13 protein-coding genes and 1 tRNA gene are annotated in these 15,621 nt (G+C 42.3%); 6 read left to right on the top strand and 8 right to left on the bottom strand.

Annotated features, from left to right (window positions below; all coding sequences use genetic code 11):
• Positions 1-334: 334 nt before the first annotated feature.
• The 4 genes from QYT14_RS15470 to QYT14_RS15455 form a co-directional block, all read right to left on the bottom strand.
• Positions 335-718, bottom strand: a complete 384-nt coding sequence (locus tag QYT14_RS15470; protein WP_288325139.1) for a hypothetical protein — start codon at positions 716-718, stop codon at positions 335-337.
• A gap of 77 nt (positions 719-795) precedes the next feature.
• Positions 796-978 carry a hypothetical protein gene (locus QYT14_RS15465; RefSeq protein WP_288325137.1) on the bottom strand — a complete coding sequence of 61 codons (183 nt, stop codon included), beginning with the start codon at positions 976-978 and terminating at the stop codon, positions 796-798.
• A 358-nt stretch (positions 979-1,336) separates the two neighbouring features.
• Entirely contained in the window at positions 1,337-4,177 is a 2,841-nt protein-coding gene (locus QYT14_RS15460) for a bifunctional fucokinase/fucose-1-phosphate guanylyltransferase (RefSeq protein WP_288325136.1), read from the bottom strand.
• A 72-nt stretch (positions 4,178-4,249) separates the two neighbouring features.
• Positions 4,250-4,855, bottom strand: coding sequence for a nitroreductase family protein (locus tag QYT14_RS15455; RefSeq protein ID WP_237038651.1), 606 nt, complete (start codon positions 4,853-4,855; stop codon positions 4,250-4,252).
• A 134-nt stretch (positions 4,856-4,989) separates the two neighbouring features.
• Here QYT14_RS15455 and sppA point away from each other — a divergent pair, with 134 nt between their 5' ends.
• The 5 genes from sppA (at position 4,990) to QYT14_RS15430 (ending at position 9,895) form a co-directional block, all read left to right on the top strand.
• Positions 4,990-6,774: a signal peptide peptidase SppA gene (sppA, locus tag QYT14_RS15450; RefSeq protein WP_237038652.1), complete on the top strand. Its 1,785-nt coding sequence runs from the start codon at positions 4,990-4,992 to the stop codon at positions 6,772-6,774.
• A 6-nt stretch (positions 6,775-6,780) separates the two neighbouring features.
• Positions 6,781-7,899, top strand: a complete 1,119-nt coding sequence (gene lpxK, locus QYT14_RS15445) for a tetraacyldisaccharide 4'-kinase (RefSeq protein WP_288325135.1) — start codon at positions 6,781-6,783, stop codon at positions 7,897-7,899.
• Positions 7,844-8,653 (top strand): purine-nucleoside phosphorylase, encoded by an 810-nt coding sequence (locus QYT14_RS15440; RefSeq protein WP_288325134.1) that lies wholly within the window; start codon positions 7,844-7,846, stop codon positions 8,651-8,653. The genes lpxK and QYT14_RS15440 overlap by 56 nt, the downstream gene beginning before the upstream one ends.
• Before the next feature lie 7 nt (positions 8,654-8,660).
• Positions 8,661-9,701, top strand: coding sequence for a thiamine-phosphate kinase (gene thiL / locus QYT14_RS15435; RefSeq protein ID WP_288325133.1), 1,041 nt, complete (start codon positions 8,661-8,663; stop codon positions 9,699-9,701).
• Positions 9,702-9,819: 118 nt separating this feature from the next.
• Positions 9,820-9,895 (top strand) — tRNA-Phe (locus tag QYT14_RS15430).
• A 565-nt stretch (positions 9,896-10,460) separates the two neighbouring features.
• Here the strand turns inward: QYT14_RS15430 and QYT14_RS15425 are convergent.
• The 3 genes from QYT14_RS15425 to QYT14_RS15415 all read right to left on the bottom strand — a co-directional run bounded on the left by QYT14_RS15425 (position 10,461) and on the right by QYT14_RS15415 (position 13,158).
• Positions 10,461-11,048 carry a phosphoglycerate mutase family protein gene (locus QYT14_RS15425; protein ID WP_237038656.1) on the bottom strand — a complete coding sequence of 196 codons (588 nt, stop codon included), beginning with the start codon at positions 11,046-11,048 and terminating at the stop codon, positions 10,461-10,463.
• 2 nt (positions 11,049-11,050) lie between these two features.
• Positions 11,051-12,391, bottom strand: a complete 1,341-nt coding sequence (locus QYT14_RS15420; RefSeq protein ID WP_288325132.1) for an MATE family efflux transporter — start codon at positions 12,389-12,391, stop codon at positions 11,051-11,053.
• A gap of 266 nt (positions 12,392-12,657) precedes the next feature.
• The gene (locus QYT14_RS15415) at positions 12,658-13,158 is read right to left on the bottom strand and encodes a hypothetical protein (protein ID WP_237038658.1); all 501 of its coding nucleotides are present in this window, start codon (positions 13,156-13,158) and stop codon (positions 12,658-12,660) included.
• Positions 13,159-13,297: 139 nt separating this feature from the next.
• On the opposite strand from QYT14_RS15415, the gene QYT14_RS15410 reads away from it, so the two are divergent.
• On the top strand, positions 13,298-14,713 hold the full coding sequence (locus QYT14_RS15410; protein ID WP_288325131.1) for an alkaline phosphatase: 1,416 nt from the start codon (positions 13,298-13,300) through the stop codon (positions 14,711-14,713).
• Here QYT14_RS15410 and QYT14_RS15405 read toward each other — a convergent pair.
• Positions 14,710-15,618: a helix-hairpin-helix domain-containing protein gene (locus tag QYT14_RS15405; RefSeq protein ID WP_288325130.1), complete on the bottom strand. Its 909-nt coding sequence runs from the start codon at positions 15,616-15,618 to the stop codon at positions 14,710-14,712. The two genes, QYT14_RS15410 and QYT14_RS15405, sit on opposite strands and share 4 nt — an antisense overlap.
• Positions 15,619-15,621 lie beyond the last annotated feature (3 nt).

Below are 15,621 nucleotides of genomic sequence, written 5' to 3'. Positions count from 1 at the left end.
AAATGTGCTTTCATCAGGGGCAAAGATACGAAAGTTTTATTAAAAGCAATTTTTTCTTCAAAAAAAACTTTACCTTTGTTTATTTGCTTATTCGAATATTTAATAGAACAGTAAAATAGAATCAGTCACAAAAAGACATGGCAGCTACCGGAGGGTGGAATGCCTGACTTCAGACAACCATTAATACCGGGGTACAGATAAATCTTGAATGGTTCGTATCATTTTGAATCTGGCATTGGACCTTTAATGATAGGATGAACGTTTAGTAAAGTTGACTTTTTGCTATTATATAAATAACAATTTCCTCCTGAAGTTTTAGTAAAAGTATATGCTTTCATTTTGTCTTTAGATGAGCTATGATTAATATCGGGTTATCGTCTTCGTGTACACGTTTCATTAAGTCCAAGAGAAGTGGGCTGACTGTGTTTCCTTTTTCCTTTTCTTCGTTGATGAATTCTTGTAGTTCATAGGGCCAGATGGCATCTACCATCTTGCCGTTACAGATACCCAACCTAGGCCAGAAGGTCTTCATACCTCCGAGGTCGTCAATAATCTTGTTTACGCCAAAGGTCTCACCGGTCTTCTTGTTATAGACGGCCAGCACCGGAGGGGTAAACGGCAAATTGCGGAGTTCAGCCCACATTCTGCGCATGTATACATCAAGAAATACAAAATCATCGGTTTCATATACGGCAGGCACCACATACTTGCCATCCATTATCTTGAGGATTTTCGCAGACTCTGTAACTCCGTTCTTGTAGGCCTGAAAAGCCTCTACGCATAAAGCACCGTATTCTATATACAGCTTATACTGTCCACCAGTTCCGAAAGCAACATTTCCTCCCTTGCATTTTCTATGGCAGCAGACAAATGAATGATATTGTCTTTTCTTTCCAGTTGGGTGGCAGGTTTTTGGTTTCCCGAACTGCAAGTCATGAGGCAGAGGAGCGATATGCTGTATACAAATATTAGTTTCATGGTTTCTTGAATTTACATATTATCAGAACATTGTTATCATTTTCGTGCAAAGAACCTTTCAACCTTGTTACTTTTCGATGTGCTTCAGCACTACCCCTATTCTTTTCCAAGGTTTCTCCCAGTTTTTCTTTTTATAAACGTCTTTTATTTCATGGATGAGAGGAGAAAGGAAGATACGACACCAAGCAATTTGTGTAAGAATTACTAAGAGTGATTAATAATGACACACTAATCTGCTGGTAAGAGTTTTATTGAAATAGCTACTTCGGGGTTCCATCGCATTAGAGAAAACAATGAAACCTGAAATAGCTACAGAAAATATCAAAAGGCTGATTGCACAGTTATGCACCCTACAGGCCTAACTGCGACTGACCTGCAATCCCTTGTCGGACAATGTCATATCGACAAAACGAGCACAACTGTTTGGCGGATTCTGGGTCAATATTGTTCTTATTTTGACTGCAGCTTCGGGGTCTTTAGCCACCATATAAAGATAGCCTCCCCCGCCTGCTCCGGGCAACTTATAACCCAAGCAATAATCATCAATCCGACGAATGATAGCCTCAACCGATGCAGGATTAGTCCCCGAATCAAGAGCCTGATTCTGCTTCCAGCTTTTACCTACCAAACGACCCATTTCATCAAAATTACCACGTTGGACAGCTTCATATAAATCAAGTGCATGACTTTTCATGCTCCCCAACAGTGCAAGATGTTCTGTAGAATTGAGGAACATACTACGGACAATCTCAGCCAAAATTCCTTTGGCAGTGCGAGTGATACCGGTATAATACAACAAATGACACTTCTGATACTCACTGCCAGTAAACAAATAATCAGGCAACCAACGAACTAACGGACTTTGCTCTATACCGGCATGGGTCTGAAGAAGCTTAACCCCACGAAGCACGCCTCCATACTGGTCTTGCCATCCCCCACCGGTAGTGAGCAATTGCTCCAAAATCAGAGTACGATTGCATATTTCATTCTTATCCCACTTCAAGCCACAGAAATCAGAAACCGCACCAAGCACCGTGGAAGCCAGAATAGAACTTGTGCCCAAGCCTGAACCTGCAGGAATAGCCGACAACAAGGTGATTTCAATACCTGAACCAAATGCCTTGAGCTGCTCTTCCAACGTAGCATAAACGTCGACAGAGAATCCCGGCTGGAAACCGGCCAACACCAAGGCCGCCTTAGGAATAGAGAAAGGAGAACCAACCTGCATAAAATCATGCAGTTCTTCATAAGTAACAACAGTCTCCATTGCCCCCAAGTCAATAGAGCGTAAAATAATCTTATATTCTTTACAAGGCTTTACATAGACTTGCAAAGGAGGTTGGCCATTCAGTTCAATAGCGATATTCACCACATTTCCACCTTCATTCAGACAATAAGGAGGAGTATCTGTCCATCCGCCCGCCAAATCAATACGAACCGGACTTCTTCCCCACACAATCTGGTCTGAATAAACCGACAAATAAGGTTGCTGTTTTTTCGCCAATGCAGCAGCTGTCAAACCTTCGCGCATCAGCCCAAACGCCTTACTTTCATCATCTTCATAGGCTTCACCACTAAGTTGTCTGACTTTAGCCCGAAACATGTAATCACTTACCCGGGTCATCAATGGCGCAGACAGTGGCAATGAATCCGGCAACTCCAAATGATGAGTGGCAAATTCATAAGCGGCATCTTCCAAATTCAACTGATAAAAAACGCTACGCTCATAATTACGTGCCAACACAGGCCAGTTCATAACCCGAAATGCATCACGCTGAGCAGCCAAACGACGCAGATTAGCATAAGCGGAAATTTCATCGGCCGACAACCGGCGAGAACGTTTCCATATCTCCTTACCTTCCTGAAGTTCGGGTTCGGAAATCATCCAACGCATTACTAGTCCCAAATCTTCCACTGTAGAGCAAACAGGGAATAAACGGGCGGCCTGCAAATCTTGGATACCTTCTATCTCTTCAACTGCTATTCCACGGCAAGAAAGCCATTCACACACCGGAGCACCCTGATAAACAGTATTTTTATCCGTCAGTGCCCCCTTAAAAGCATCATTAAATCCATAGGGACGGGCTACATATTCAGTTTCTCCCAAAGGTACCACATCAACACATACCCCCGATGGTACATTGAGTTTCCAGTTATTATCCGGAACTCCTGTTATAATCGTCTGTTGATGAAGGTTCCACTCCTTGCCTACACAACTGTTTTCTATCCAGATTTCAGAATTATCCGCAGTAAGATGATAAGCCACATCAGCATTCTGTACAAACATAGCCGGATGGGGCTTCACTTTGCGATGCATGATTTCACGTTGGTCGTTCACCAAATTCTGCACAGCCAAAGTGGAGGAGATTAATTCCCTGCTTGTTCCATAATGATAAAACTCACCTCCGGGCAACGGCAAGATAACCACACTCAACCCATTCAACTCTTTATCTACAATACGCGGATGTTCGCCTAGTGTCAATCCGAATTCGGAATACATATCATAATATGAGAGCTCACCTTCTTTTTTAGAACGTTTTACCAACAAACCAACAGCCCGATCACTCAGTAACCAGATACCGATATCCATCAGGAACAAATGAGTTTGCATCAATTTACCTAATTCTTCGACCGAAGGTTTCTGAAGCATAAAGTCCAGTTTGTCGGGATTGCTGCGCGAAGAAACAAACACCCCATGATTCTTTGCCAAATTGGGATCTACCCAAAGCCCATAGCACACCACATCAGCATCAGGAATATCCTGAAGCGGCTGATCTGCACGGATATACACATCTCCGCTAGCTATCAATGTACGCAGAGAAGCCGGAGCCTTCTCCATTATTTGTTCATATAAGGGAAGTTGGAGTGACAGCAGATTTTGTTCCAAGCGCTGTCCCCTTGCCCATCTAAAAACAGGAACAGGTGTTAATATTTTACCCGACGGAGCATATCCGGGCAAACGCCGGCTCTGTCCACCGGCGTGCAACAGTATTCTTTTTTCCTCCCCCAGCCATTCCATGAAGTCCTTATCAGGAGCAACATGCTGTTTACATGCTTCAAGCAGCCAGGCCGTTCCTCCTCCCGAGCCCAGTTTACTACCAATAGGATCAGAAGTACAAAACCATTCACCACGGTCGGCCTTTTCTATATCATGAAAACATTCCACCAAATTAGGGGGAAGCGATAAAAGTTTTTTCATAATGCATCTTTGTATTTATAATACGCAAAGATGCTTATTTTCCCCTAACGAGCCAAACGGAACAAGAAAAATTTAGTCGTTAAAAGCAAATACACGTTCATCCAAAGGCATCACTTCTTTCGGCCCGGGTTGTGCCACAGGAACTCCGAAAGGCATCTGTGCTATCAATTTCCAATGTAGCGGCAGACTCCATGCAGCACGCACTTCATCATCAATCAGCGGATTATAATGTTGCAGAGAAGCACCCATTCCGGCATCCTCCAACATCGTCCAAATGGCAAATTGATGCATCGCGTCAGTCTGCTCTGCCCAAACCGGGAAATTATCTTTATAAGTGGAGAACTGTTCCTGTAAAGCATGGACAATAGACATATCCTCGAAGTATAGAATCGTTCCGTATCCACAAGCAAAACTACCATCTATTTTCTGTTCCGTTTTAACAAAAGCCTCCGCAGGAATCTGCTTGCGCAACGTGTTTTTAACGATATTCCACAACTTTTGGTGAGCTTCACCTGTTAATAAAACAACGCGTGTGGTTTGCGAATTGAATGCTGAAGGAACATGTTCGACAGCAAAACGAATCAAATCCAACAATTCTTTTTCAGACAACGTGGATTTATTGTCTATCTGATAAAAAGTGCGGCGGTTCTTTATGGCCTCCTTAAAAGTTTTTGTCATATTCAGCAATTTATTTATGAGTTATTTACCTATATAAACAAGCAGACAGCAAAAGAAGTTCACTTTCTTTGCTTTTTTCAATACAATCAACTATTTTTGTTAGCTAATTATTAACATTATAAAGAACACATTCAATGAAAGATTTTCTTAAATTTACATTGGCTAGTTTAATAGGCGTCATTTTAGCCGGTGTGGTACTCACTGTGCTGGGCCTTATCACCGTAGTAGGCATGGTAGCTTCATCAGACTCTGAAACGATAGTGAAAGACAATTCTGTATTCGTCCTCGATTTGAAAGGCAACTTGTCCGAGCGTGTACAAGAAAACCCGTTCCAACAAATATTGGGAGAAGAAAATGCTTCTTATGGGCTGAACGACATTTTATCTTCCATCAAAAAAGCCAAAGAAAATGACAAGATTAAGGGTATCTATATCCAACCGTCTTATTTGGCCACTTCCTTTGCGTCATTGGAAGAAATACGCAATGCGCTTCAAGATTTCAAAGAAAGCGGTAAGTTTATTGTAGCCTACGCAGACCAATACACACAAGGCATGTATTATCTGGCAAGTGTGGCAGACAAAGTAGTAGTAAATCCTCACGGAAACATTTCATGGCACGGACTGGCATCACAACCTGTCTTCTTCAAAGATTTGCTGGACAAACTGGGCATTGATGTACAAGTCTTCAAAGTAGGCACTTACAAATCGGCAGTAGAACCGTTTATCGCTACCGAAATGAGCCCTGCCAACCGTGAACAAGTCACTGTATTCTTAAACTCTATATGGAACCAGCTACTGGATGGCGTTTCGGTGTCACGCAACATCTCCAAAGATTCCCTTAATGCTTATGCAGACCAATGCATGGATCTCTGTCAGGCAGAAGAGTATATCAAATGCGGACTAGCCGACTCACTGCTGTACAAGGATGGAATGCTCGCTTATCTGAAACAACTGACCGGACGGAAAGAAGACCAAAGTCTGAACAGTCTTTTCCTCGAAGATATGATAAACGTAAAAAAGAATGTCCCCAAAGATAAAAGTGGAAATGTAGTTGCCGTATATTATGCATCAGGAGAAATTTTAGATGCTGCTTCCTCCAACTCTACCGAAGAGGTCATTGACGGGCAAAAGATGACACGAGACTTGCGCAGACTGCGCGATGACGACAATGTAAAGGCAGTTGTCCTGCGCGTAAACTCTCCGGGCGGAAGTGCTTATGCTTCAGAACAAATATGGCGCGAAGTAGTACGCCTGAAAGAAAAGAAACCGGTTATCGTCTCTATGGGTGACTATGCTGCATCAGGCGGTTATTACATCTCTTGCGCCGCAGATTCTATCTTTGCCGACCCGACAACCCTAACTGGTTCTATCGGTATTTTTGGTATGATTCCTTCGGGAGAGAAGTTATTCAAAGACAAACTGGGACTGGATTTCGATGTAGTGAAAACCAATAAAATGGCCGATATGGGAGCAAGTTTCGGACCACTCGTAACACGCCCATTCAACAATGCCGAACAGGAAGCGCTTCAAAACTATATCAACAATGGATATAAACTATTCGTAAACCGTTGCGCCGAAGGAAGAAAAATGTCGGCAGCAGATATCGAAAAAATAGCCGAAGGACGAGTATGGACAGGTGAAATGGCTATCGGCTTAGGATTGGTAGATAAATTGGGTGGCATCAACGATGCTCTGGCAGCTGCCGCAAAACAGGCAGACGTAGAAAACTACACCGTTATCAGCTATCCTGAAAAAGAAAGTTTCTTTATGAACCTGCTGAACAGCCAACGTAAACACTATGTCAACAGTCAGATGAAAGAATATATGGGCGGTTTCTACAGCTATTTCGAAATTTTACAAAATCTGAAAGAAATCAATCCTGTACAGGCACGTATGCCATTCGAACTGAACATCAAATAACTTTTAATGGAGAATAACTTTATCAAAATACATAAGTGGCTATACCCGGTTTCGTGGCTTTACGGAACCGGCGTATGGATGCGCAACAAGCTATTCGACTGGGGAATATACAAAGAAAGAAGCTTTGATATTCCGGTTATCTCGGTGGGCAATATTACCGTCGGAGGTACCGGGAAAACACCTCATACCGAATATCTGATAAAGTTATTGCAACCAAACTATAAGGTAGCGGTACTAAGCCGGGGCTATAAACGAAAATCAAAAGGTTTCGTATTGGCCAAGCCGGATACTCCGGTAAATATGATAGGCGACGAACCATTCCAGATGAAGCAGAAATTTCCAGATATCTATATGGCAGTAGACCATGACCGCTGCCACGGCATCGAGAAATTGTGCAACGGATACACCGCACCCGGAACGGAAGTTGTCATATTGGATGACGCTTTTCAGCACCGCTATGTGAAACCGGGAATGAACATTCTTCTGGTGGACTATCACCGGCCCATCTGCGAAGACGCTTTGTTACCGGCAGGACGAATGCGCGAATCCGAAAAAGGCAAGAACCGTGCCCATATCGTGATAATCACAAAATGTCCAAAGGATATAACTCCTATGGACGTGCGGGTGCTGCGTAAACAGATGGGATTGTATCCCTATCAACAGCTTTACTTCACAACTCTGAATTATGGAAAATTGTATCCTATCACCCGACAAGGGAAGGAGTATCCCATAACCAATATCCATAAAGACGCACATATATTGCTCGTTACCGGAATTGCATCCCCGGCTAAGTTAATCCATGACTTGGCCCCTTATAACGAACATATCAACCCATTGACATTTAGTGACCACCATGACTTCACCCCTCAAGACATGGAAATCATAAAAGGCCGCTTTGAACAACTACCGGAAAGCAAACGAATGATTATCACCACAGAAAAGGATGCGGTGAGACTGTCATCCCATCCATTGTTAGACGAAACCATCAAACCATTTATCTATGTACTCCCGATAGAAGTGAGCTTTTTACATGACCAACAAGAATTATTCAACTTAAATATAACCGAATATGTTAGAAAAAATCCAAGAGACCGCAGCTTTTCTGAAAGAGAAGATGCATACTAACCCCGAAACAGCAATTATACTGGGCACAGGTTTAGGAAGTTTGGTACACGAAATTACCGATAAATATGAAATAAGCTACAAAGATATTCCTAATTTTCCCATATCGACAGTAGAAGGTCACAGTGGAAAACTCATCTTTGGCAAATTAGGCAACAAGGACATCATGGCCATGCAGGGACGGTTCCATTTTTACGAAGGATATTCAATGAAAGAAGTTACTTTCCCGGTACGTGTAATGCGCGAATTAGGCATCAAGACACTGTTTGTGTCTAATGCTGCCGGCGGAACTAATCCCGATTTTGAAATCGGTGACTTAATGATTATCAGAGACCATATCAACTTCTTCCCCGAACATCCGTTGCACGGAAAAAATATCGAATACGGCCCCCGTTTCCCAGACATGAGCGAAGCCTACTCTAAAGAACTTATCAACAAGGCATTAAAAATAGCCGAAGAAAAGGGCATCAAAGTACAGCAAGGCGTATATATCGGTACACAAGGACCGACTTTTGAAACTCCGGCAGAATATAAGATGTTCCACATCCTGGGAGCCGACGCCGTAGGTATGTCTACCGTCCCCGAAGTAATTGTTGCGAACCATTGCGGCATTAAAGTGTTTGGAGTATCAGTCATCACAGACCTCGGCGTGGAAGGCAAGATAGTGGAAGTTTCTCACGAAGAAGTTCAGAAAGCGGCAGATGAAGCGCAGCCACGGATGACAACCATTATGCGCGAACTTATTAATAGAGCTTAACAAGAATATGCAGGAAACAAATAGAACAGAAATTGCAACTTTAGGCGAGTTTGGCCTCATCAAACACCTGACTCAGAATATCGAATTGAAGAACCCCGAAACCAAATACGGTGTAGGTGACGATGCAGCCGTGCTTGAATTTAAAGAAAAGGAAGTATTGGTTACCACCGATCTTTTGATGGAAGGAGTACATTTCGACTTGATTTATACACCACTAAAACATCTTGGATACAAATCAGCCATTGTAAACTTCTCCGATATTTATGCCATGAATGGAACTCCCAAACAAATCACCATATCCTTGGCTGTATCCAAACGCTTCTGTATAGAAGATTTAGAGCAGTTTTATGATGGCTTGAAACTGGCTTGCCAGCTACACAATGTAGATATTGTAGGTGGAGACACCACATCATCAGTCACAGGCTTGGCAATCAGCATCACTTGTATTGGCGAAGCCGACAAAGACAAGGTGGTTTACCGTAATGGAGCACACGACACAGATTTGATTTGTGTCAGCGGTGACTTGGGGGCCGCCTATATGGGATTACAATTGCTGGAACGTGAAAAAGCTGTATTCCAAGACCAAAAAGAAGCAACCCCCGACTTCTCTGGCAAGGAATACATATTGGAACGCCAACTTAAACCGGAAGCGCGTAAAGATATCATTGAAGAACTTGCCCAAGCAGGAGTACAACCGACTGCCATGATGGATATTTCGGATGGACTTTCTTCCGAGCTGTTACATATTTGCTCACAAAGTAACACTGGCTGTCGTGTTTACGAGGAACGTATCCCTATTGATTATCAGACGGCTGTGATGGCAGAAGAGCTCAATATGAATGTCACCACTTGTGCATTAAATGGTGGCGAAGACTACGAACTCCTGTTCACAGTTCCCTTGACAGACCATGAAAAGGTTTCGGCTATGAAAGGCGTAAAAGTAATTGGTCACATCACTAAACCAGAGCTGGGCTGCGCCCTTGTCACTCGTGACGGACAAGAGTTTGAACTAAAAGCACAGGGTTGGAATCCATTGAAAGAAAAATAATTTCCATTTTAAAATGCTGATAATAAACATATTAATTATTATCAGCATTTTTTCTCTCTATAATATTTGCAAGATTAGAAAACTTTATCTACCTTTGCAACCGCAAACAAGAAACAATGGTGCCATAGCTCAGTTGGTAGAGCAAAGGACTGAAAATCCTTGTGTCCCCGGTTCGATTCCTGGTGGCACCACCAAAAAAACTTTCACTTTTAGAAAACCCTTGAATTAGAAATAGTTCAAGGGTTCTTTTTTTACACTCGTTACGCATTTCATTACATATTTGGGGTCAAGTCAAAAAGTATGTGGGTATAATCTTTGAGAAACATTGAAAGTCTGCAATGCTAAAAACATACATCCTTCCAAAGTATTATAAATCAAGTACATCAGACGAACACCTGATTGGACGTCAGCATTGTAACTCAGAGGGCATGCTTATCACCCACAGGGTTTTCGGATTGACCCCGTTTTTGAACTCCCTAAGTCGTTTCATTAGCCAGACTAAGCGTTTTCGTCCTTTCGATTATGCCTGTCTGTCCGTCGGATTACTACAGACTCCGGCAATGGACTGTATAGTCCGTTGCAGTGGACCGTACAGTCTGCTACAGTGGACTGTACAGTCTGCTGCCGGAGACTGTAATAATCTTCCGTTCAAAAGGTCTTGGCTGAGCCTAAGAAACGGCTTATTCTTACCTTTGTTTGTGATATGATTGTCGAATCTCCAAGAAAACAATGTGCCCCCTTGTTTGGGTGGCAGTTTCATCAAGGCATCCACTCCACAACACCTGTCACCGGATGTTGTCTCCTCCAGTTTTCAAACTCTGCATACGTCCGCACTCCGTCCCGGAGGACAGCCTGATAATATTCCACTCCCATGCAAAATTCCGTATCCGGCGTCTCATATTTCAAACGCAGAATCGCTTCCTTCGTTTCCTCAGTCAGAACCGCTTTAATGCGCTCCGCCATCTTCTCAAAATAGCCGTCGTAACGGGAATTCTTTAATATATGAATCATATCCATTTTCCAAGAACCGTTCTCCGAGTCTTCATACCAGGCATGCCACTCGATACATGCCTCCTCCGTATCCAAAAGATTATTATAAGTTATCCGTTTGACAGACTTGTTTTCCGCCAACTTTGCCATTGCCATGAAACTGATTGCCGGAGTCAAAGGAGAGGAATAAATATGGAAATCCACATCCCGGTTCTTCACCAACAATCCCATATTCAATGAGCCCACCAAATTAATCTCCGCCCCGACCGACTTCCAAATATTCATAACGTCGGTCTTTCGTATCACTTCCCATGCCTGCTGCCGATTCTTTTCGGCTAATTCTAATATATGCTCCATAACTATTTTGTTGTTTCTAATTTACTCTTGTTTCCATGTGGTCGGCCGGTTGAACCTACATATCTTTTAAGATATACATAGGACTGCACACCAAGCAAAATGACAAATACATATTCAGCCGTCAGATATACAGCCAACGGCATAGTAAAACAGCAACTCAGTACATACAAATATCCCAGGTATACAATAATCGTCACCACCTGAAAAATAAAGGCAAGTCTTGTATTTCCCGTTCCCGTCACCATACTGATATATACATATCCCGGCAATCCGAAAACATAATTCACCAGCATGACGAAGAAAGGAATGTAAGTCACTTCCACCAGCATAGCACTATCGGTATAGAAACCGATTATCGGCCGGGCAAAAAGCATTGCCAGCACCACTAAGGGTAGGCCGACTCCATAACCCAGTTTCAGTACTTTATTGGAAACTGAAAATATCAGCTTCCCCTCCCCTGCTCCTATCAGATTACTCACCAGCGAACCTGTGGTTGCAGCAAACGAGCTGACCAAAACAAAGAAAACTGTCGACACGCTACGTGTTATATTTGAGGCTGCCAAAGAGGTTTCTCCCAAACGCTCAATGGCAACAAAAAATAAAAACCACGGAACCATACTGATAAAAGAATGCATCATGCTCCAAACGGACAACTGTAAAAGCTTCTTCAACAGCCGGCCATTATATTTAATCTTCAGGCCATATCTATTCTTGTCCATATAATATAAGGTATAGAAAAGCATCATTATAAACGAAGCCGCTTCAGATAAAGAAGATGCCAAAGCAGCCCCCGATATTCCCCATTCAAGGCTAAAGATGAAAAGATAATTGCACGGAATATTAATAAGAACTGCTATTAGTGCTGCCCAAGACAAGACCTTGGTTCTTATTATGCCTACATAAAAAGCACGGAAAGCCAAAAAAGGAAATGAAAATAAGAGTCCCCAGCTCCGCCAATATATATAATCGACAGCTGAATGATAGATATCGGCAGATTGAATGAAGTATTTCAGTATGTGAGGGGAGGCCCACTGTGACAAGCCACATAAGCACATGGATAATATTACAAGGAAAAAAAGTCCCTGTATAAAAGTTCTTCCTGTATCTTCATAGTGAAGTTCCCCATTTCTACGGGCAACCATAACTTGCAATCCCAGACTGAAGCCGAAGCCCAACATATAGATTGCCAGATAATAGATACTGGCTAAAGCAGATGCTCCCAATTCTATTTCACCTACATGTCCCAAAAAGACAGCATCGGTTATATTAATAAGTTGCTCCATCAAAATGCTCATCATTACCGGAAGGTTGATGAGCCAAATTTGTTTATATGTATAATTCATTGTTCAACTGAAAATAGATGCTATTCCGTGCCCTTTGCAGACAAGCAGTGGGCCTCATAGCATTCTCATAAATAAAATGATAATAAAACTCTGTGGCGAACTATATTCATAGTCCGTCAAATAGCCTAATTGGAAGTACTATTCATGGAGCGTAGCTATATACAGAGTTGGTGTTTCATAAGTTGAACAATTCTTTCTAATCTGTTTCGGGTACAAAGATAGAAAACAAATCAATATGTGGTGCATATTACTCCAAAAACCTATCTTTATCTTCTCACAGCAAACAATTCAGCTTCCATCGTCCAATGCTTGCCATCTTTGCGCACTAAGCGTTGCCAATGAAAGGAAGTCCGTGTTATTTCAGAGAATACCCAACGCAAATTCTTGTTGTTTACTGCCGTTTGAACAATTCTATCTTTTTCCCATCTTGCCTCCAGTTGAGTGGCTCCGCCCAGTTCCGCATATAGGATATCCCAAGCCAATGTATCCGGATTATACATCCTCACCGTTGTTCCGTAAGCGGCATCCGGCTGATAATTAGTCACACGCTCCTTACGTGAAGGACAGATAAAAACATCCTGAATAGCCGTACCCTCCAATATCCACTGAAAAATCCACTCCCCCTCGACGTGTCTTTCTTCTGCAGTTCCATGGCTATCAATCCATTCAAAATCCCATTCTCCTACGAAATGCCCGAAAAGATTACACCCGGCAGGCACAATATTACTTTTGGTTTTGCTGACCAAAGCCTTGATAAATTCTTTCATACTCTCTTCTATATATGAAAACAAATATAGAATAATTCCTCATCATTACCCATTAAAAAGTAAACTTTTCCCTTGTAATGCACAAATAATTTATATATTTGCTAGCATTACTAATTATGTATCATTTAAGTCACAAAACATGAAGAAACTATCTTTCATTATTACATTTGTATTTCTGTCCATCCTGTTTGTACAGGCTCAGCAGGCTAAATACGTTTTTTATTTCATCGGCGATGGAATGGGTGTTAACCAAGTATTGGGGACAGAAATGTATCGCTCCGAGCTAAAAGGAGAGATTGGCATTACCCCACTGCTTTTCACACAATTTCCATTTGCTACTGTTGCTACTACATTTTCCGCCACCAATGGCGTAACCGACTCGGCTGCTGCGGGAACGGCACTTGCCACCGGCAGCAAGACCAAGAACGGAGCATTGGGAATGAAAAAAGATTTGGAGACTAAAATAAACAGTGTGGCTTCATGGGCCAAGGACAAAGGCTGCCGGGTAGGTATCAGCACAAGTGTCAGTGTAGACCATGCTACTCCGGCTGCTTTCTATGCACACCAAGCACAAAGAAGCAGTTATTATAATGTAGGCCTTGATTTGATTGCGGCTAATTATGACTTCTATGCCGGTTCGGATTTCCTTGACCCCACTAACAAAAAAGGAGGAGACAGCAATTCGGAAAGCCTCTACACGCTGGCAGACAAAGCAGGATACAGCGTAGCACGCGGTTATAAAGACTATCAGAAGAAAGCCAAGAAATCAGACAAGATGATTCTGTTGCAACCGACTTCCGCCACCGATGCAAGTTCTATTCCTTATGCCATTGACCGCAAGAAAGGTGACATGACCTTAGCCGAAATAACCCGCGCCGGTATCAATTTCCTTTCTAAAGACCTTTCCAAAGGTTTCTTCCTGATGGTTGAGGGTGGTAAAATTGACTGGGCTTGCCATAGCAATGATGCGGCAACTGTATTCAATGAAGTGGTTGATTTGGATGATGCCATCAAAGTAGCTTACGAATTCTATGAACAACATCCCGACGAAACACTGATTGTAGTGACGGCCGACCATGAAACCGGTGGCATCGTATTGGGTAAAGGCCCTTACACACTCAATCTTCAGGCTTTGAAATCACAAAAAGTCAGCGAGAGCGGCTATACCCAAATCATCAATGGCTTAAGAAAAAAATACAAGAACCAAGTATCTTGGGAAGTAATCAAACAATCGCTGAAAGATAATTTCGGCTTTTGGGACAGCATCCAATTGAATGAAAAACAGGAAGCGCAATTAAAGAAAGTATATGATAAATCATTCGGCGAGCAAAATGTAGATTTACAGAAGAGTGAATATCAGCAAGACGAGCCTTTGGCTTCCGAAGCTAAAAAGATTTTGGATGACATTGCCTTTGTAGGCTGGATCAGCGGCGGACACTCCGGCGGATATGTTCCTGTATTTGCCATCGGCGCAGGTGCAGAGTTATTTCAAGGTCGGATAGACAATACTGAAATCCCGGTGAAAATAGCAGAGGCGGCAGGCTATCCTAATTAATCGAAAGTAAGATAGTGTGATAATCGCTCCAAGTCTTTCTCGGCAAACTCTTCATAAAGGGATAGCTGAGAAAGGCTTTTTAATTTATCCTTCTTTCTCCGGAACTCAACAATAACCCGTGCCTGATAATAATTAATGTAAGGATGTGCACGCAGTCTGTCCAAGCTCGCTTTATTGGCATTTATTCGATGAATAGGGCAATTTTCAACTTTAAACCAACGTTGTATATCAGAAGTTACCCATTTGAGTTCCTGTAATTGTGCAACATCATAGAATCCTCCCAACCGGTTCCGGTAGGCAACGATAGCCTGTGCAATTCCAATCCCTATCCCCGGAATTTTCTTCAGTTCTGTAGTATCTGCCCGGTTCAAATCAACCAAAGTTCCTTCGGGATATTTATAAAAAGCCAAAGTGTCGCGCTTCTCTACTTTTGCATAACGCAAAGTATCAGGCTTCTTCTGAAATGATTCGGATATATAAATATAGGGTTCTAAAGTATGAAACTGCTCTTCCGTTATTCCATAGATACGTGAGAAAGCTTCCGCAGTAGCAAACTTTCCGCCTGCCTGCCTATACCTTATTATATTATGAGCTATAAAAGAAGGCAACCCAAGTTGCAAAAACTCGATGGAATCGGCCAAATTTGGTTCAAAAGGTGCCAATACCACCTTTCTTTTTACAACCTCTTTCTTTTTAAATGAGGCATTTCTTTGCTGCTCTATTATCTTGATACCGGCCAAAAACCGTTCCATTTCTTCAAATGATTCCTGATTGGTATCTTTATCAGACTCTTCTATCAGATAAGGAGAAACCAGCCAGATTCCAATTATCATAACAATCATCCCAAGCAGGAAAACTATCCCCCTGCGTTCTTTCTTAGAGAAATAAAAGAAGTCTTTCCACATATT

Source organism: uncultured Phocaeicola sp. (assembly GCF_948499155.1).
Classification (GTDB): Bacteria; Bacteroidota; Bacteroidia; order Bacteroidales; family Bacteroidaceae; genus Phocaeicola; species Phocaeicola faecalis.
The sequence above is the reverse complement of the archived record's forward strand: the minus strand, read 5'-3'. Positions and strand labels throughout refer to the sequence as shown.